The following is a 13304-nucleotide window of genomic DNA, read 5'->3' on the forward strand; positions in this document are numbered from 1 at the left end:
CGGTCAGCGCAGTTCGGCCAGCAGCGTCGCGTTGAACCCGGCCGGGTCCTCGACCTGCGGGGCGTGGCCCGCGTCGGGGATGCGGATCAGGCGCGCATGGGGGAAGCGCTCGACCGCGCCCTCGGCGGCGCGCGGGACCGTCATGACGCGGTCGCGCATTGCCGCGGGCGCGGTATTGGCGCGGAAGGCGGTCAGGTCGCGCTGGCCGATGATGAGCGTCACCGGCGCGGTGATCCGGTCGAGCTCGGCGGCGACCGGCTGCGTCTCGATCATGTCCGACAGGCGCGCCTGCGCGTCGCGCACGGTGTCGCCGTCGGGGCTCGCATATTGCCCGGCGAGCATCGCCACCCAGCGGTCGTAGGCCGGGCGCCATGTGCCGTGATAGTAATTGCGCAACTGATACGCCTTGATCGACGCGGCGTCGGTCTTGGCTTCCTCCTGCCGCAATGCGCCGAGATCGGTATAGGGCACGCCCTGCGCCAGCGTGTCGTTGAGGCCGAGCGGATTGACCAACACGATGCGATCGACCCGGTCGGGATAGCTGAGCGCAAACCGCGCCGCGAGGATGCCGCCGGTCGAATGCCCAACGAGCGTCACCTTGCCGACCCCCGCCTTGTCGAGCAGCCCTGCCGTCAACGCACCGAGCGCACGGAAACTATACTGATAGCCCGCCGGCTTGGACGATTTGCAGAAACCGATCTGGTCGGGCGCGATCACGCGGTAGCCTGCCTTGGACAGTGCGCCGATCGTGTCCTGCCACGTTGCCGCGCAGAAGTTCTTGCCGTGGAGCAACACGACGGTTCGCCCGTTCGGCTGGCCTGCCGCGGGGATGTCGAGATACGCCATGCGGACCGTGGCACCCTGCGACGGGGTTTCGAACCATCGGACGGGGAAGGGGTAGTCGAACTTTTCGAGGTTCGCGCCGAGGGGCGTTACCGGGGTGGCGGGGGCGGCGGGGACGTCGCGCGCCGTGGCCGCGCTGGTCCATGGGGCGGCGAGCAACAGCAGGGCGGGGATGGCGCGCATATCGGGGTCCTTGGTTTCGCTGGAAAGCGACGTTGGATTCCTAATGCTTGCGGAGGGCAGGGCGTTCCGACGGGGCGGGGAGGCGATCGATACCGACGTTCAGGGATTGCAGTCCCGGCACCCTCTTCATTTTGCTTCCCCGGCGAAGGCCGGGGCCCAGTAGCGTGACGGTCGCAATGCGCGCGGTTGCGCCAAGCCACCGCTACCTTCGCTACTGGGCCCCGGCTTTCGCCGGGGAAGGACTTTGGGGTGAGGCAGCGCAGATGGTCAGCATCGCGACCCGCTGAGATCGCAAACTACGGACAAGCCCCGGGGTGTCGAATCGTTCAGCGCGTCAGGCGGGTCTTGTCGCGGATCGCCTTGAACTCGGACCCGGCTTTCCACGTCGGCCAGGCGGTCGAATTTGCAAGCTGCGTACCGATCGTGCCGATCAGGTCGATGTCCTGCACCGCCCCGTCCAGCTTCCAGTCGCTGCTCCACGCATCGCAGGCCTGATGGTAGCATTTGCCGGTATAGGCATCAATCCACGCCTGCCCCGCCGCGACGCCGCCCTGCTTGATGTCGGATGCCCCCGCGATCCCCATCAGCAATAGCGTCGGCACGCCCTGCTTGGCGAAGGAGAAGTGATCTGCGCGGTAGAATAGCCCGCGCTCGGGCAAGCCCTCGGGCGTGACGTGACGGCCTTGCGTCGCCGCGACGCGCGCCATGTCGTCCTCGAGGCTGTTCTGCCCCGCGCCGACCAGCACGACGTCCTTTGCGGCCCCCGCGGTTTGCAGGATGTCGATCGTCAGATTGGCGACGGTCTTCGCCATCGGAATGGTCGGATGCGTCGCATAATATTCCGATCCGAGCAGTCCGCGTTCCTCCGCGGTCCAGGCGGCGAATACGACGCTGCGCTTGGGCGGCGTCGCGGCCTTCATGTTGCGCGCGATCTCGAACAGGCCCGCGATCCCCAGCGCATCGTCATTCGCGCCCGCGCGGTAGATCCGCCCCTGCGCATCGGGCTTGCCAGACCCGTATGCGTCCCAATGCGCGCCGAACATCACCGCTTCGTCGGGCCGCTCGGTCCCCGGGATGCGCGCGAGCACGTTGTAGCTGTCGACCTGCTCGTGGCTGACCGGCACGTCGGCGGTGAAGGTCACGCCCTTGAGCGGCACCGGACGGAAGCTCGCCTTGCGCGCCTCGATCCGCATCTTGGCGAGATCGAGCCCGCCCGCCGCGAAGACGCGCGATGCGGCGTCGCCTTCGATCCAGCCCTGCAGCGCGAGGCTGGTCAGCTTGGACGGATCGCGCACGATGTCGTAATTCTCACCACCGCTGCTGACCACGACGTTCCAGCCGTACCCCGCGCCCGGCGTATCGTGAACGATCAGTGCGCCGATCGCGCCCTGCCGCGCGGCTTCCTCGAACTTGTAGGTCCAGCGACCGTAATAGGTCATCGTCCGGCCACCGAACGTCCCCGCGACGGGCTCACCCTTGGCGGCGGCGAAGTCTGGGTCGTTGACCAGGATCACGACGACCTTGCCCTTGAGGTCGGTGCCCTTGAAATCGTCCCACTTCCGCTCGGGCGCGGTCACGCCGTAGCCGACGAAGACGACCGGCGCGGCGGCGATCTTGGCCGCATCATCGGGGCGGATGGTGGAGACGTAGATCTCCTTCGATTGCTCGGCAGGAAGCGGACCCTTGGCCGCATCGAACCGCATCGTCCGCGGCGTGCCGAGCCGGGTGTGGATCAGCGGGACCTTCTGGACCCATCCGCCATCGGTCCCGGCGGGCTCGAGCCCGAGCGCCTGGAACCGCGCGATCAGATAGCCGAGCGTCCGGTCCTCACCACGCGTCCCCGGTGCGCGGCCTTCGAACGTGTCCGAGGCGAGCGTGCGGACGCTTTGTTCGACCCGCGCGGCGTCGGTCTTCATCTGGGCGGCGATGGGCGCGAGCGGGATCACCGTCGAAACCGCGAGCAATGCCGCGAGACGACGGAGGGAATGGCTGCGGCGACGGGGGAAGGGGCTCATCATTCCCGTTGCTTAGGGGACCTTTTCGCCGCCGCCAACGGCTTTACGCAGCGATCCGCAACTGGTCGCGCCCGAGCCGCTTGGCTTCGTACAGCGCGGTATCGGCCCGCTTGAGGATCACGGGCGCGGCACCGCCGGGGACGATCTCGGCCAGGCCGATGCTCGCGGTGACCGTGATCGTCTGGCCGTCGCCGATCGGGATCCGCAGCGCGCGGATCGCCTGCCGCAGCCGGTCCGCAGCGGTCTCGGCATCCGCCATGGTCGCGCCGCCGAAGATGACGCAGAACTCCTCGCCCCCGATCCGCGCGACCAGATCGTGGCTGCGGCAGAAGCGCATCGCTTCGGTCGCCACCGCCTGGAGCACCGCGTCGCCCGCCGGATGGCCGTACCGATCGTTGATCCGCTTGAAATGATCGAGATCGAGGATCGCGAGGCTCCCCGCGCGCGCGTTGGGCGAGGCGGAGGGCGTCGCCGCGCAACGCTGTTCGAGCTGCTCGAGGAACGCGCGTCGGTTCGCCAGCCCGGTGAGCGGGTCGAGCCGGGCCTCGCGGGTCAGCGACAGTTCCAGGCTCTTGCGGTCCGATATGTCGCGGATCGACCCGACGATGCCAAGCGCCTCGCCCTGCGCGGTCACCGCGCGGATCGATGCCTCGAACCAGCGACGCTCGCCGTCGTCGACGGGTGCGCCGCGATATTGCACGATGACCGCCCGGCCCGGAGTCTCCAGCGCCTGGCGATAGGCTTCGGCGACGGTCGGCGCGTCGTCGGCGAAGATGAAGTCCTGCGCGCTGCTGCCCACGACTTCATCCGACGGCAGGCCGGTCATTCCCGCGATCGCGGACGATGCGTAGCGGATCGTCCCGTCGGCGGCGACGTCGATGATCGCGTCGCCAAGGCTGTCGGCGATCGTGCGATAGCGCGCCTCGCTCTCGCGCCAGCGTTCCGCGATGATCCGGCGTTGCGTCAGCAGCGACGCGACCGGCAGCACGAGCAGGACGGTGCAGGCGATGAACCCCTGCAGCAGCAACGTCTTCTCACCCGTCGATCCCGGCATCAGGTTGATCGGGCCGCGGCCCTGCGCGGTCAGCACCGCGCCGGTCGCCCCAACGATGATGACGCTGGCGATCGCCGCCATCCGTCCGCCGCGCACCGTCGCCAGCACCATCGGGAGCAGCGGCAGGAACAGGATCGGCGCGGTCTTCTGGTAGAAGACGAACACGGACGTCGCCGCGACCACCAGCAACAGCGCGGTGTTCGCGAACAGGTCGCTGCGTTTCCAATGGCTGATACGGCCGATCCATTCCGGGTTGAACGCGACATAAGCGATCGGCGTGACCAGCACCGCGCCAAGCCCGTGGGCGACGACCCAGTGGAGCAGGTTGGTCCAATACGGTGCGTTTGCGTAGAAAACGACGATCGCGCCGGCGAACACTCCCGACACCAGCGGCCCGACGATCCCGGCAAGCCCGATGAACCACAGCATGCCGCGCACCGTCGCGATGTGCAGCCCCGGCCCCAGCACGCGGCGGAGCAGCATCGCCGCAAGGACCGGTTCGAGCAGCAGCACCGGCGTCAGCGCCGGAACCGCGCGCCAGCCGAGCCCGAACACCGCGATTTCCAGCACGCAACCCAGCCCACACCACAGCAAGGGCAAATGCCAGCGGTTGACCGGCAAGGTCACCAGGCGGGCCAGCAACAGTCCGGCGGCACCCCAGACATAGGCGACTCCGCCATCGAACCGCGCGAAGCTGACCGACGCCGTGGCCACCGCGAAGAACACGACGCCCAACAGGAACGCCACCGTATGTTCGGAGGGGATACGCCGGATACTCATGCCACTGGTTAACACGACCGTTGGTCAACGACGTCTTAACAAGCTGATCCGTCAGTGAACTATTGCGACAGGTCGTGTGGTGGGCGGATGCGTAGCGGATTTGGGCGGGTATAGAGTCCCGATTTCGGACGCCCGTTAACCGCAACGGATGCTGGATGAAATCGTAAACAAAGCGTTAACTAGCATCATGCAACGCACCCTCCCGCTTCCCGCATCCGGCGCCCGCCATCCTTTCCGACAGGCCGTCGCCGCTCAGCGCCTCGCGCGGACTCGCGTGCGCGACGAAGAGGACGTAAAGCTCTTCGTGCTGAGCTTCTCCGCCTTCTTCGTCTGCTTCTACACGTTCATCTTTTAAGGCGCGCGTCCGGCCCGGCGTAGCCCGGACCGGTCAATCGCAGGCCCGGTCAATCACAGGCAACGTGGAGCTTCCATGCGATCCACGCCGAGACCGGGCACATCGCCGCGACCACCAGCAGCATGTTGTCGGGCGTCACGCCCAGCAACGTCAGCCCCTGCACGCCGAGCGCGCCGATCGTCATCGCGCCCGCGTTGACGACGTTGTTCGCCGCCACGGTGCGGGCGGTCTCGTCCTTCGACACCGTCGTCGTCAGGAATGCGTACAGCGGCACGACGAACATCCCGCCGGTGATCGCGATCCCCATCAGCACCGACACCAGCAGGATCGCGCGCGGAATCGCGATGAAGCTCGCCAGATCGTACAACGTGCCGACCGGTGCCACCGGCCAGCCGCGCACGAGCAGCGAGAACAGCACCACGAACCCACCCATCGCAAGCACCGAGGCGGGCGCGTATTTGGCCGAAGTATGCCCCTTGAGCAGCGAGTTGATCAGCACCGATCCGACCGCGACGCCGATCGAGAACAGCGCGGTCATCAACGTGAAGACGTGGTTGTTCGCGGTCAGCACATTCTTCGCCAGCGGCAGGAAGACGATGATCAGGATCGATCCCATGGTCCAGAAGAAGCTGATCGCGCAGATCGCGAGGAACAGGCGGCGGATGTGCATCGTCCCCGAGATCAGCCGCCAGGAGGACGTGAACGGGTTGTAGTTGACGACGAGTTCCTTGCCCTCGCGCGCGGCCGGGGGGACCTTGAACGAGACCAGCCAGCCGACCACTGCAATCGTCAGAACCGCGATCGCGGCGTGCTGCACCGCCATGAAGCCACCGAGGATCGTGCCCAGCAGGATCGCGATATAGGTCGCGGATTCCACCAGACCGGTACCACCGAGGACTTCGTCCTCATGCAGATGCTGCGGTAGGATCGCGTATTTGATCGGCCCGAAGAAAGCGGAGTGGATCCCCAAGCACAGCGTGGAAAACAGCATCATCACCAGCCCGACGGTCGAATAGCCGGTCCATGCGAGCAGTAGCCCCCCCGCGCCGACGATCATGATCAGGATCTCCGCTGTCTTGACGATGCGGATGATCTTGGCCTTGTCGTTCGTGTCCGCCAGCTGTCCGGCGAGCGCGGAGAACAGGAAGAACGGAAGGATGCCGAGGGCTGTCGCCAATGCCGTAAAATTCTGTTCCAGCTTGGGGTCCGCGAAGATCTTGTAGATCGCGAACTGCACCATCACCGTCTTGAACAGATTGTCGTTGAGCGCGCCGAGGAACTGGGTGACGAACAACGGGAGAAAACGGCGCTCCTTCAGCAAGCCGAGCGCGTTGTGCATGATGGGATCGTTGCCTCGATGTGGCGGGAATAAGCCCGCTCCATAGCCCACCCTTCCGCCAAGCGGCAACCCGCCAATCTGCAAACCCCCAATCGGCAAACCCCCAATCGGCAAACCCCTTGGGCGACACGATTTACCATCGCGGGCTTTCGCCGCGCGGCCCACAGAGCTAGAGCAGGCGGGTGTTGACGCTCCCCAACCTCCTCACCCTGTCGCGTATCGTCGCGATCCCCCTGCTCGCGTGGTTCCTGTGGTGGCCGGACTGGCTCGACGGCTATGCGGCGGGGTTCGTGCTGTACTGCCTGATGGGAATCACCGATTATTTCGACGGCTATCTGGCGCGGACGCAAGGCACGGTGTCGAAGCTCGGCGTCTTCCTCGATCCGATCGCGGACAAGATCATGGTCGCCGCGGTCATCCTGCTGCTGGTCGGCACGCGCGGACCGGAACCCGCGATCATCCCCGGCATTCACCAGATCGCGGCGCTCGTGATCCTGCTGCGCGAAATCGCGGTGTCGGGGCTGCGCGAGTTCCTGGCGCAGTTGCAGGTCTCCGTGCCGGTGTCGAAACTCGCCAAGTGGAAGACGACGCTGCAACTCGTGTCGCTCGGCGCGTTGATCCTCGGCGGGGCGCTCACCGCCTATCCGTGGGTCGATCAGGTCGGGCTGATCACCTTATGGGGCGCGGCAGCGCTCACCCTGGTGACGGGCTGGGATTACCTGCGCGTCGGCCTGAAGCATATGGACTGAACCTTGACGATAGAGTTGCTGTATTTCGCCTGGGTGCGCGAACGGATCGGGAAGGCGAGCGAGACCGTCTCGCCGCCGGAGACCGTGACCACGGTCGCGCATTTGATCGACTGGCTGGCAGCGGACAGCGCGGTGTACGCCGCCGCCTTCGTCGACCGGCAGCGCTTGCGCGCGGCGGTGGACCAGGTGTTCGTCGCGCTCGATGCGCCGCTGGGCAACGCACGCGAAGTCGCAATCTTTCCTCCAGTCACGGGCGGGTGACGCGCGCATGATGACGGTCACGGTCAGCGAAGCGATCATCGACGCGGGTGTTGAGTTCGCCGCGATTTCAGCGAGCGGGGCGGGGGGCATTGCGACGTTCGTCGGTCTCGTCCGCAGCGACGACAATGTCGCGACGCTGTCGCTCGAACATTATCCCGGCGCGACGGAAGCCGCGCTCGAGGCGCTTGCGGATGGCGCGATCGCGCGGTGGGACCTGATCGGTGCACGGATCACGCACCGTGTCGGCGACATGCATCCTGGGGAGATCGTGGTGTTCGTGGGAACCGCGGCGCGGCACCGTGGCGCGGCGCTCGAGGCCTGCGCGTTCCTGATCGATCGGCTAAAGACCGAGGCACCCTTCTGGAAGAAGGAAACGCGCGGGGGCGAGACCAGTTGGGTAGAACCGCGCGACAGCGACGATGCCGCCGCCGCGCGGTGGAAGGCTTAGTTCAGCTTCGGCAGGACCACGCCGTTGACAACATGGACGACGCCGTTCGACTGGCGGACGTCCGGCGTCTCGACATAGCTCTTGTTGCCGTTGACGTCGGTCAGCGCGACTGCGCCGTTGGCGATCTCGACGGTCAGCGGCTCACCCTCGACCGTGGTCAGCACGACCTTCCCGCCGCCGGCGGTGGCCTTCTGCTGCAGGTCGGCGAGCGTGATCGTGCCCGGGACGACGTGATACGTCAGGACCTTGGCCAGCGTCGCCTTGTTGGCGGGCTTCATCAGCGTGTCGACCGTGCCGGGTGCCAGACGCGTGAATGCATCGTTGGTCGGCGCGAACACCGTGAACGGACCCGTGCCCGACAGCGTCGTCGCAAGGCCAGCTGCCTTGACTGCGCTCACCAGCGTGCTGAGGTTCGGCGCAGCCGATGCGTTGTCCGTAATCGTCTTGGTCGCGTCCATTGCGGCACCACCGACGGTCGGATTGGTCGTTGCAGCCGGGGCGGCGGGTGTGCCTGCTGCCGGTGCGCCAGCGTTCGGTGCGCCCTGTGCGGGTGCGGTCTGCGTGCCGGCCGCGGGCGCGGTCGGGGCCTGCTGCATGCCGGTTGCGGGCGCGCCCGGGGGCGTTGCGGTCTGTGCGGTGGCAGCAGCGCCGATTGCGAGGGCGCTGGCCATTGCCGTGGCATAGAATGTGTTCTTGAGGGTCATAAGGCTCTCCGTGAAAATGATGGCGACCCCTGGGGGCGGCGCAGCATAAATACGGTTGAGCAACGAAATGGTTTCGTCAGGCCGCGTCCGCCAGCGCTGTGGCGAGCAGCTGGAAGTCCTTCTCCCGCGGCGAACCCCGCCGCCACACAAGCGCGATCTTGCGCGACGGACTGCTCGCGTCGAGCGGCCGGGCGATCAGTCCGGTATGGTCGAGGATCCCCGCCTTGAGCGCCATTTCGGGCAGCATCGTCAGCCCCAATCCATTGTCGATCATCTGCACGATCGTGTGGAGCGAGGTGCCGAGCATCGTCGCTTCGGCGCGCAATTCGGGGCGCGCGCAGGCGGATAGCGCATGGTCCTTCAGACAATGCCCGTCCTCCAGCAGCAGCAGCCGGGTCTCGTCGATCTCGCCCGCCGGCATCGCGAGCGTGGCATCGCCCATCTCGTCGGGCGCGCCCGCCACGAACAGACGATCTTCAAACAGAACTTCCGAATCCACTTCGCCGCAGGCGAAGGGCAGCGCCAGCAGCACGCAATCCGCACGGCCATGATGCAGCCCCTCGCACGCCGGCCCGCTGGGTTCCTCGCGGAGAAACAGCTTGAGGTCGGGATAGTCGCGCCGCAGCCGCGGGAGAATGCGCGGCAGCATGAACGGCGCGATCGTCGGGATCACGCTCATCCGCATCTCCCCCGACAATGGCCGACCGGCAGCGCGCGCCATGTCGCCAAGCTCATCGGCTTCGCGCAGCACACGGCGCGCCTTTTCGGCGATCCGTTCGCCGAGCGGGGTGAACCGAACGACTCGCCGCGTGCGCTCGACCAGTGTCACGCCGATCAGCGTTTCGAGCTCGCGAAGCCCCGCGGACAGGGTCGATTGCGTCACGAAACACGATTCCGCCGCGCGTCCGAAATGCCCGTGGTCCTGCAACGCCACGAGATATTGCAGCTGTTTCAACGTCGGTAGGTAGGTCGCCACTCATTGCTCCAATCGATCACTGGTGGATAAATAACCACTTGGATCGATTAAACTAGGCCCTATATGAAGATGGCAACGAGACGACGCGGCAAAGCGGCGCTTTTTGAGGATGCTGGTGAGAGGCCCCAATTCAACCAGGAGGCCACCATCATGTTGACCATCGGCGACAAGCTCCCCGACTTCACCGTTCCCGTCCAGCAGGGCACCAGCGCGCTTCCGGCAGGCGAGACGCTCAGCCAGGATGCGTTCCCCGGCAAGTGGAAGGTCCTGTTCTACTGGCCGAAGGATTTCACCTTCGTCTGCCCGACCGAGATCGTCGGTTATGCCGGCCTGAAGGGCGACTTCGAGGATCGCGACGCGGTTCTCATCGGCGCATCGACCGACACCGCGCACGTCCACCTCGCATGGCGCAAGTCGGACCCGGATCTGGCGGCAGCGGACTTCCCGTGGCTCGCGGATAACGGCGGCGTGCTCGCTTCGCAGCTCGGCATTCTCGACAAGAACGAGCATGTCGCGTTCCGTGCGACGTTCATCGTCGATCCGGACAACGTCATCCAGGCGGTCCAGGTCAACGGCCTGAACGTCGGCCGCAACCCGGCCGAGACGCTCCGCGTACTCGACGCGCTGCAGACCGACGAGCTCTGCCCGTGCAACTGGAACAAGGGCGACGACGTCCTCCAGCTCGCAGCGTAAGCGAAGTTCCCCTCCCGCTGTGCGGGAGGGGCTAGGGGAGGGGCGTGCCGGGAACGGGCGCCCCTTTTCTATGTCCAGGCCCTCCCCCGACCCCTCCCGCAGGCGGGAGGGGAGCAAGAAAGAAGACCCCCCATGTCACTCAAGGATTTCGCCGGGACGCTCCCGGATTTCGCCAAGGACATCCGCCTCAACGTCGGCTCGCTGCTCAATGAAGCCCATCTGCCCGACCAGCAGAAGTTCGGCCTGTTCCTCGCCTGCGCGCATGCCACCGGTTACAAGCCGCTGGTCGATGCCGCCGAAGCCGAAGTCGCGGGCAAGCTGACCCCCGAGGCGGCCAACGCATCGCGCGCAGCGGCGGCGGTGATGGCGATGAACAACGTCTATTATCGCTTCACGCATCTTGCCGGGAATGCGGAATATCAGAATATGCCCGCCAAGCTGCGGATGAACGTGATCGGCCAGCCGGGGATCGACAAGGTCGATTTCGAACTTTTCAGCCTCGCGGTCAGCGCGATCAACGGCTGCGGCATGTGCATCGATTCGCACGAGCAGATCCTGAAGAAGGCGGGCGCCACCGCCGAGGCGATCCAGACATCGGTCCGCATCGGCGCAGTGATGAAGGCGGTCGCCACGGTTCACGCCGCGATCAACTAAGCGGTCGCTTCTCCGCCCCCTCCGTCATTCCCGCCTTCGCGGGAATGACGGGGGTGGTCCCTCAGGTTAGCGCCGCCCATACCGAATAAGCGCTCGTCGCGGTCAGCAAGCCGCCGATCAGCCCCATCAACGGCCGCGCGGGGACGCGCTTTGCCAGCACCGCGCCGAACGGCGCCGCGGCCACCCCGCCGATCAGGATCCCGATCGCCTGGACGGTGAACGCCGCGAACCCGATCGTGAAGATGAACGTCGCCGAGATCGTCGCGGTCAGGAAGAATTCGGATGTATTGACCGTCCCGATCGTCTTGCGCGGTTGTGCGCCCTGCACGAGCAGGTTCGACGTCACTACCGGGCCCCAGCCACCACCACCAGCGGCATCGAGAAACCCGCCGATCAGCCCGAGCGGCTCGACGATCCGCGGCTCGCGCGGTTCGACCCGCCCGCGCCACGCGCGGTACAGCAGGTACAGCCCGATCGACGCGAGATAGACCATCACGAACGGCTTCGCGACTTCGGCATCGATCGAACTCAGCACATAGGCGCCGAGCACCCCGCCAATCATCCCGGGGATGACCAGCCGTACGAACAGCTTCCAGTCGACGTTGCGGTGCAGGATATGGCTCACGCCCGACGCGGCCGTGGTGAAGGTCTCGACCGCATGGACCGTCGCCGACGCGAGGCGTGGGGGCAGCCCCAGGAACACCACCAGCGCGGTATTGGTGATGACCCCGAACGCCATGCCGAGCGCGCCGTCGACCATTTGCGCGGCAAATCCCACCGCGATGAACGGCAGCATCGTCCAGAACACCGTCGCGAAATCCATCTGTGCGAAATCGGGCATAAGCGTGTACTCTCAGGTCCTTGGACGCGTCCACATCACGGTGTTTCCCATGTCCTATAGCTTTGGTCGGGTATTGCCACCGTCGATCATCATTCCGCGGACCTTTAATTCGCACGCGCGAAGGCCTAAATAGCCAGCCGAATTAAGGGGATTTTTGAGATGATGGGACGGCTGCTCGCCTATCTCGATTCGATCAAGGCGAGAGATCCGTCACCGCGCTCGCGGTGGGAGATTCTGACCTATCCCGGTGTCTGGGCGCTGGCCTATCACCGCGTCGCGCACCGGCTGTTCCGGGCGGGGCTGTTTTTCCCGGCGCGGGCGGTCAACCACATGAGCCGTTTCCTGACCGCAATCGACATCCACCCCGGTGCCAAGATCGGGCGGCATTTCTTCATCGACCACGGCTTCGTCGTGATCGGCGAGACCGCCGAAATTGGCGATAACGTAACCATCTATCAGTGCGTCACGCTCGGTGGGACCAACCCCGACAATGGCGTCCCCGGCAAACGGCACCCGACCTTGTCCGACGGCGTTATCATCGGTTCAGGCGCGCAGGTGCTGGGACCCATCACGGTCGGGCAGGGCGCGCGTGTCGGCGCGAATGCGGTCGTCACGCGCGACGTGCCGCAGGGCGCGACGATGGTCGGCATCCCGGCGCGCGCGACGATGGTCGAGGGCGGCAAGCAGCCCGCGCAATTCCTCGCCTACGGTACGCCGTGCTCCGACGTGTTCGACCCGCAGTCGCAGAAGGTCGAACTGCTCCGTTGCGAACTGGAGACGATGCGCAAGCGGCTCGATGCGTTGCTGGCTGATCATCAGGACGTGCGCGACCGCGCCTGATGGGGACGGTAACGCCATTCCCCGCGACACGGGGTAAGCCTGAGCAGATCGGTTTCGAACGGCTCGAACTCAACCGCATCCTCGACTTGTACGGACGGATGGTCGCCGCCGGGATCTGGCGCGACTATGCGATGGAGTTCGGCCACGACGTCGCGATCTTCGCGGCGTTCCGGCGCGCGGCGGAACGGCCCGAAATCCGCATCGAGAAACGTCCTGCCCTGCGCAATCGGCAGGGGATGTGGGCGCTGATCAACGAACAGGGCGTCGTGCTCAAGCGCGGGCATGAGCTGGGGCCGGTGCTGGCCCCGGTCGAGCGGCGGTTGATGAAGGTGGTCGAGGACTGACGCGGGCGTTGTGTGGGCCCTTCGACTTCGCTCAGGGTGAACGGAGCGAGGGATGTCCCCCGCTCCGAACGCCGTTCGGGCTGAGCGAGGTCGAAACCTGCGCTGTGCCCGGCTTCTCGACTTCGCTCGAAGCGAACGGGTAGGATAAGGTCAACCAGCGCAGGCCCTGCGACTTGGCTCAGGGCGAACGGAGGATGGAAGTGTCCCCGGCCCCAAACTCCGTTC

Annotated in this window: 15 protein-coding genes; 8 read left to right on the top strand and 7 right to left on the bottom strand. The window is 66.1% G+C overall.

The genetic code is table 11. The annotated features are described in order from the left end of the window. Positions 1 to 3: 3 nt before the first annotated feature. The 3 genes from ABIC17_RS05790 to ABIC17_RS05800 all read right to left on the bottom strand — a co-directional run bounded on the left by ABIC17_RS05790 (position 4) and on the right by ABIC17_RS05800 (position 4875). Positions 4 to 1026 (bottom strand): alpha/beta fold hydrolase, encoded by a 1023-nt coding sequence (locus ABIC17_RS05790; protein WP_354279964.1) that lies wholly within the window; start codon positions 1024 to 1026, stop codon positions 4 to 6. A 326-nt stretch (positions 1027 to 1352) separates the two neighbouring features. Continuing rightward, on the bottom strand, positions 1353 to 3041 hold the full coding sequence (locus ABIC17_RS05795; RefSeq protein WP_502958415.1) for a M28 family metallopeptidase: 1689 nt from the start codon (positions 3039 to 3041) through the stop codon (positions 1353 to 1355). A 43-nt stretch (positions 3042 to 3084) separates the two neighbouring features. Continuing rightward, entirely contained in the window at positions 3085 to 4875 is a 1791-nt protein-coding gene (locus ABIC17_RS05800; RefSeq protein WP_354279966.1) for a sensor domain-containing diguanylate cyclase, read from the bottom strand. Between the two features lie 187 nt (positions 4876 to 5062). Between ABIC17_RS05800 and ABIC17_RS05805 the strand changes: the two genes are divergently transcribed. Continuing rightward, positions 5063 to 5230 carry a hypothetical protein gene (locus ABIC17_RS05805; protein WP_354279968.1) on the top strand — a complete coding sequence of 56 codons (168 nt, stop codon included), beginning with the start codon at positions 5063 to 5065 and terminating at the stop codon, positions 5228 to 5230. Positions 5231 to 5279: 49 nt separating this feature from the next. Here ABIC17_RS05805 and ABIC17_RS05810 read toward each other — a convergent pair whose 3' ends face one another. Then, positions 5280 to 6569, bottom strand: a complete 1290-nt coding sequence (locus ABIC17_RS05810; protein WP_354279970.1) for an MFS transporter — start codon at positions 6567 to 6569, stop codon at positions 5280 to 5282. A 182-nt stretch (positions 6570 to 6751) separates the two neighbouring features. Between ABIC17_RS05810 and pgsA the strand changes: the two genes are divergently transcribed. From pgsA to ABIC17_RS05825, 3 genes are read left to right on the top strand one after another with little or no spacing between them, the layout of a single operon-like run. Continuing rightward, the gene (gene pgsA, locus ABIC17_RS05815) at positions 6752 to 7318 is read left to right on the top strand and encodes a CDP-diacylglycerol--glycerol-3-phosphate 3-phosphatidyltransferase (protein ID WP_277969676.1); all 567 of its coding nucleotides are present in this window, start codon (positions 6752 to 6754) and stop codon (positions 7316 to 7318) included. 3 nt (positions 7319 to 7321) lie between these two features. After that, positions 7322 to 7579 carry a molybdopterin converting factor subunit 1 gene (moaD, locus tag ABIC17_RS05820; RefSeq protein ID WP_354279972.1) on the top strand — a complete coding sequence of 86 codons (258 nt, stop codon included), beginning with the start codon at positions 7322 to 7324 and terminating at the stop codon, positions 7577 to 7579. A gap of 7 nt (positions 7580 to 7586) precedes the next feature. Continuing rightward, complete coding sequence (locus ABIC17_RS05825; protein WP_354279974.1) at positions 7587 to 8027, top strand: molybdenum cofactor biosynthesis protein MoaE; 441 nt, start codon at positions 7587 to 7589, stop codon at positions 8025 to 8027. Here ABIC17_RS05825 and ABIC17_RS05830 read toward each other — a convergent pair. Together ABIC17_RS05830 and ABIC17_RS05835 are read right to left on the bottom strand one after the other, a co-directional pair. Continuing rightward, positions 8024 to 8731 (bottom strand): fasciclin domain-containing protein, encoded by a 708-nt coding sequence (locus ABIC17_RS05830; RefSeq protein ID WP_354279976.1) that lies wholly within the window; start codon positions 8729 to 8731, stop codon positions 8024 to 8026. The genes ABIC17_RS05825 and ABIC17_RS05830 overlap by 4 nt on opposite strands. A 76-nt stretch (positions 8732 to 8807) precedes the next feature. After that, positions 8808 to 9707: a hydrogen peroxide-inducible genes activator gene (locus ABIC17_RS05835; RefSeq protein ID WP_354279978.1), complete on the bottom strand. Its 900-nt coding sequence runs from the start codon at positions 9705 to 9707 to the stop codon at positions 8808 to 8810. A 150-nt stretch (positions 9708 to 9857) separates the two neighbouring features. Here ABIC17_RS05835 and ABIC17_RS05840 point away from each other — a divergent pair, with 150 nt between their 5' ends. Beyond that, the gene (locus ABIC17_RS05840) at positions 9858 to 10400 is read left to right on the top strand and encodes a peroxiredoxin (protein ID WP_354279980.1); all 543 of its coding nucleotides are present in this window, start codon (positions 9858 to 9860) and stop codon (positions 10398 to 10400) included. Between the two features lie 132 nt (positions 10401 to 10532). Beyond that, on the top strand, positions 10533 to 11054 hold the full coding sequence (gene ahpD, locus ABIC17_RS05845; protein WP_131531504.1) for an alkylhydroperoxidase, AhpD family: 522 nt from the start codon (positions 10533 to 10535) through the stop codon (positions 11052 to 11054). 61 nt (positions 11055 to 11115) lie between these two features. On the opposite strand, the gene ABIC17_RS05850 is transcribed toward ahpD, so the two are convergent. Further along, entirely contained in the window at positions 11116 to 11895 is a 780-nt protein-coding gene (locus tag ABIC17_RS05850) for a sulfite exporter TauE/SafE family protein (RefSeq protein WP_354279982.1), read from the bottom strand. A 159-nt stretch (positions 11896 to 12054) separates the two neighbouring features. Between ABIC17_RS05850 and epsC the strand changes: the two genes are divergently transcribed. Beyond that, on the top strand, positions 12055 to 12735 hold the full coding sequence (gene epsC / locus ABIC17_RS05855) for a serine O-acetyltransferase EpsC (RefSeq protein WP_354279984.1): 681 nt from the start codon (positions 12055 to 12057) through the stop codon (positions 12733 to 12735). Then, positions 12735 to 13079, top strand: coding sequence for a DUF2794 domain-containing protein (locus tag ABIC17_RS05860; RefSeq protein WP_354279986.1), 345 nt, complete (start codon positions 12735 to 12737; stop codon positions 13077 to 13079). Before epsC ends, ABIC17_RS05860 begins: the two co-directional genes overlap by 1 nt. The last annotated feature ends 225 nt before the right edge of the window (positions 13080 to 13304 follow it).

The organism is Sphingomonas sp. PvP056 (assembly GCF_040549155.1).
Classification (GTDB): domain Bacteria; phylum Pseudomonadota; class Alphaproteobacteria; order Sphingomonadales; family Sphingomonadaceae; genus Sphingomonas.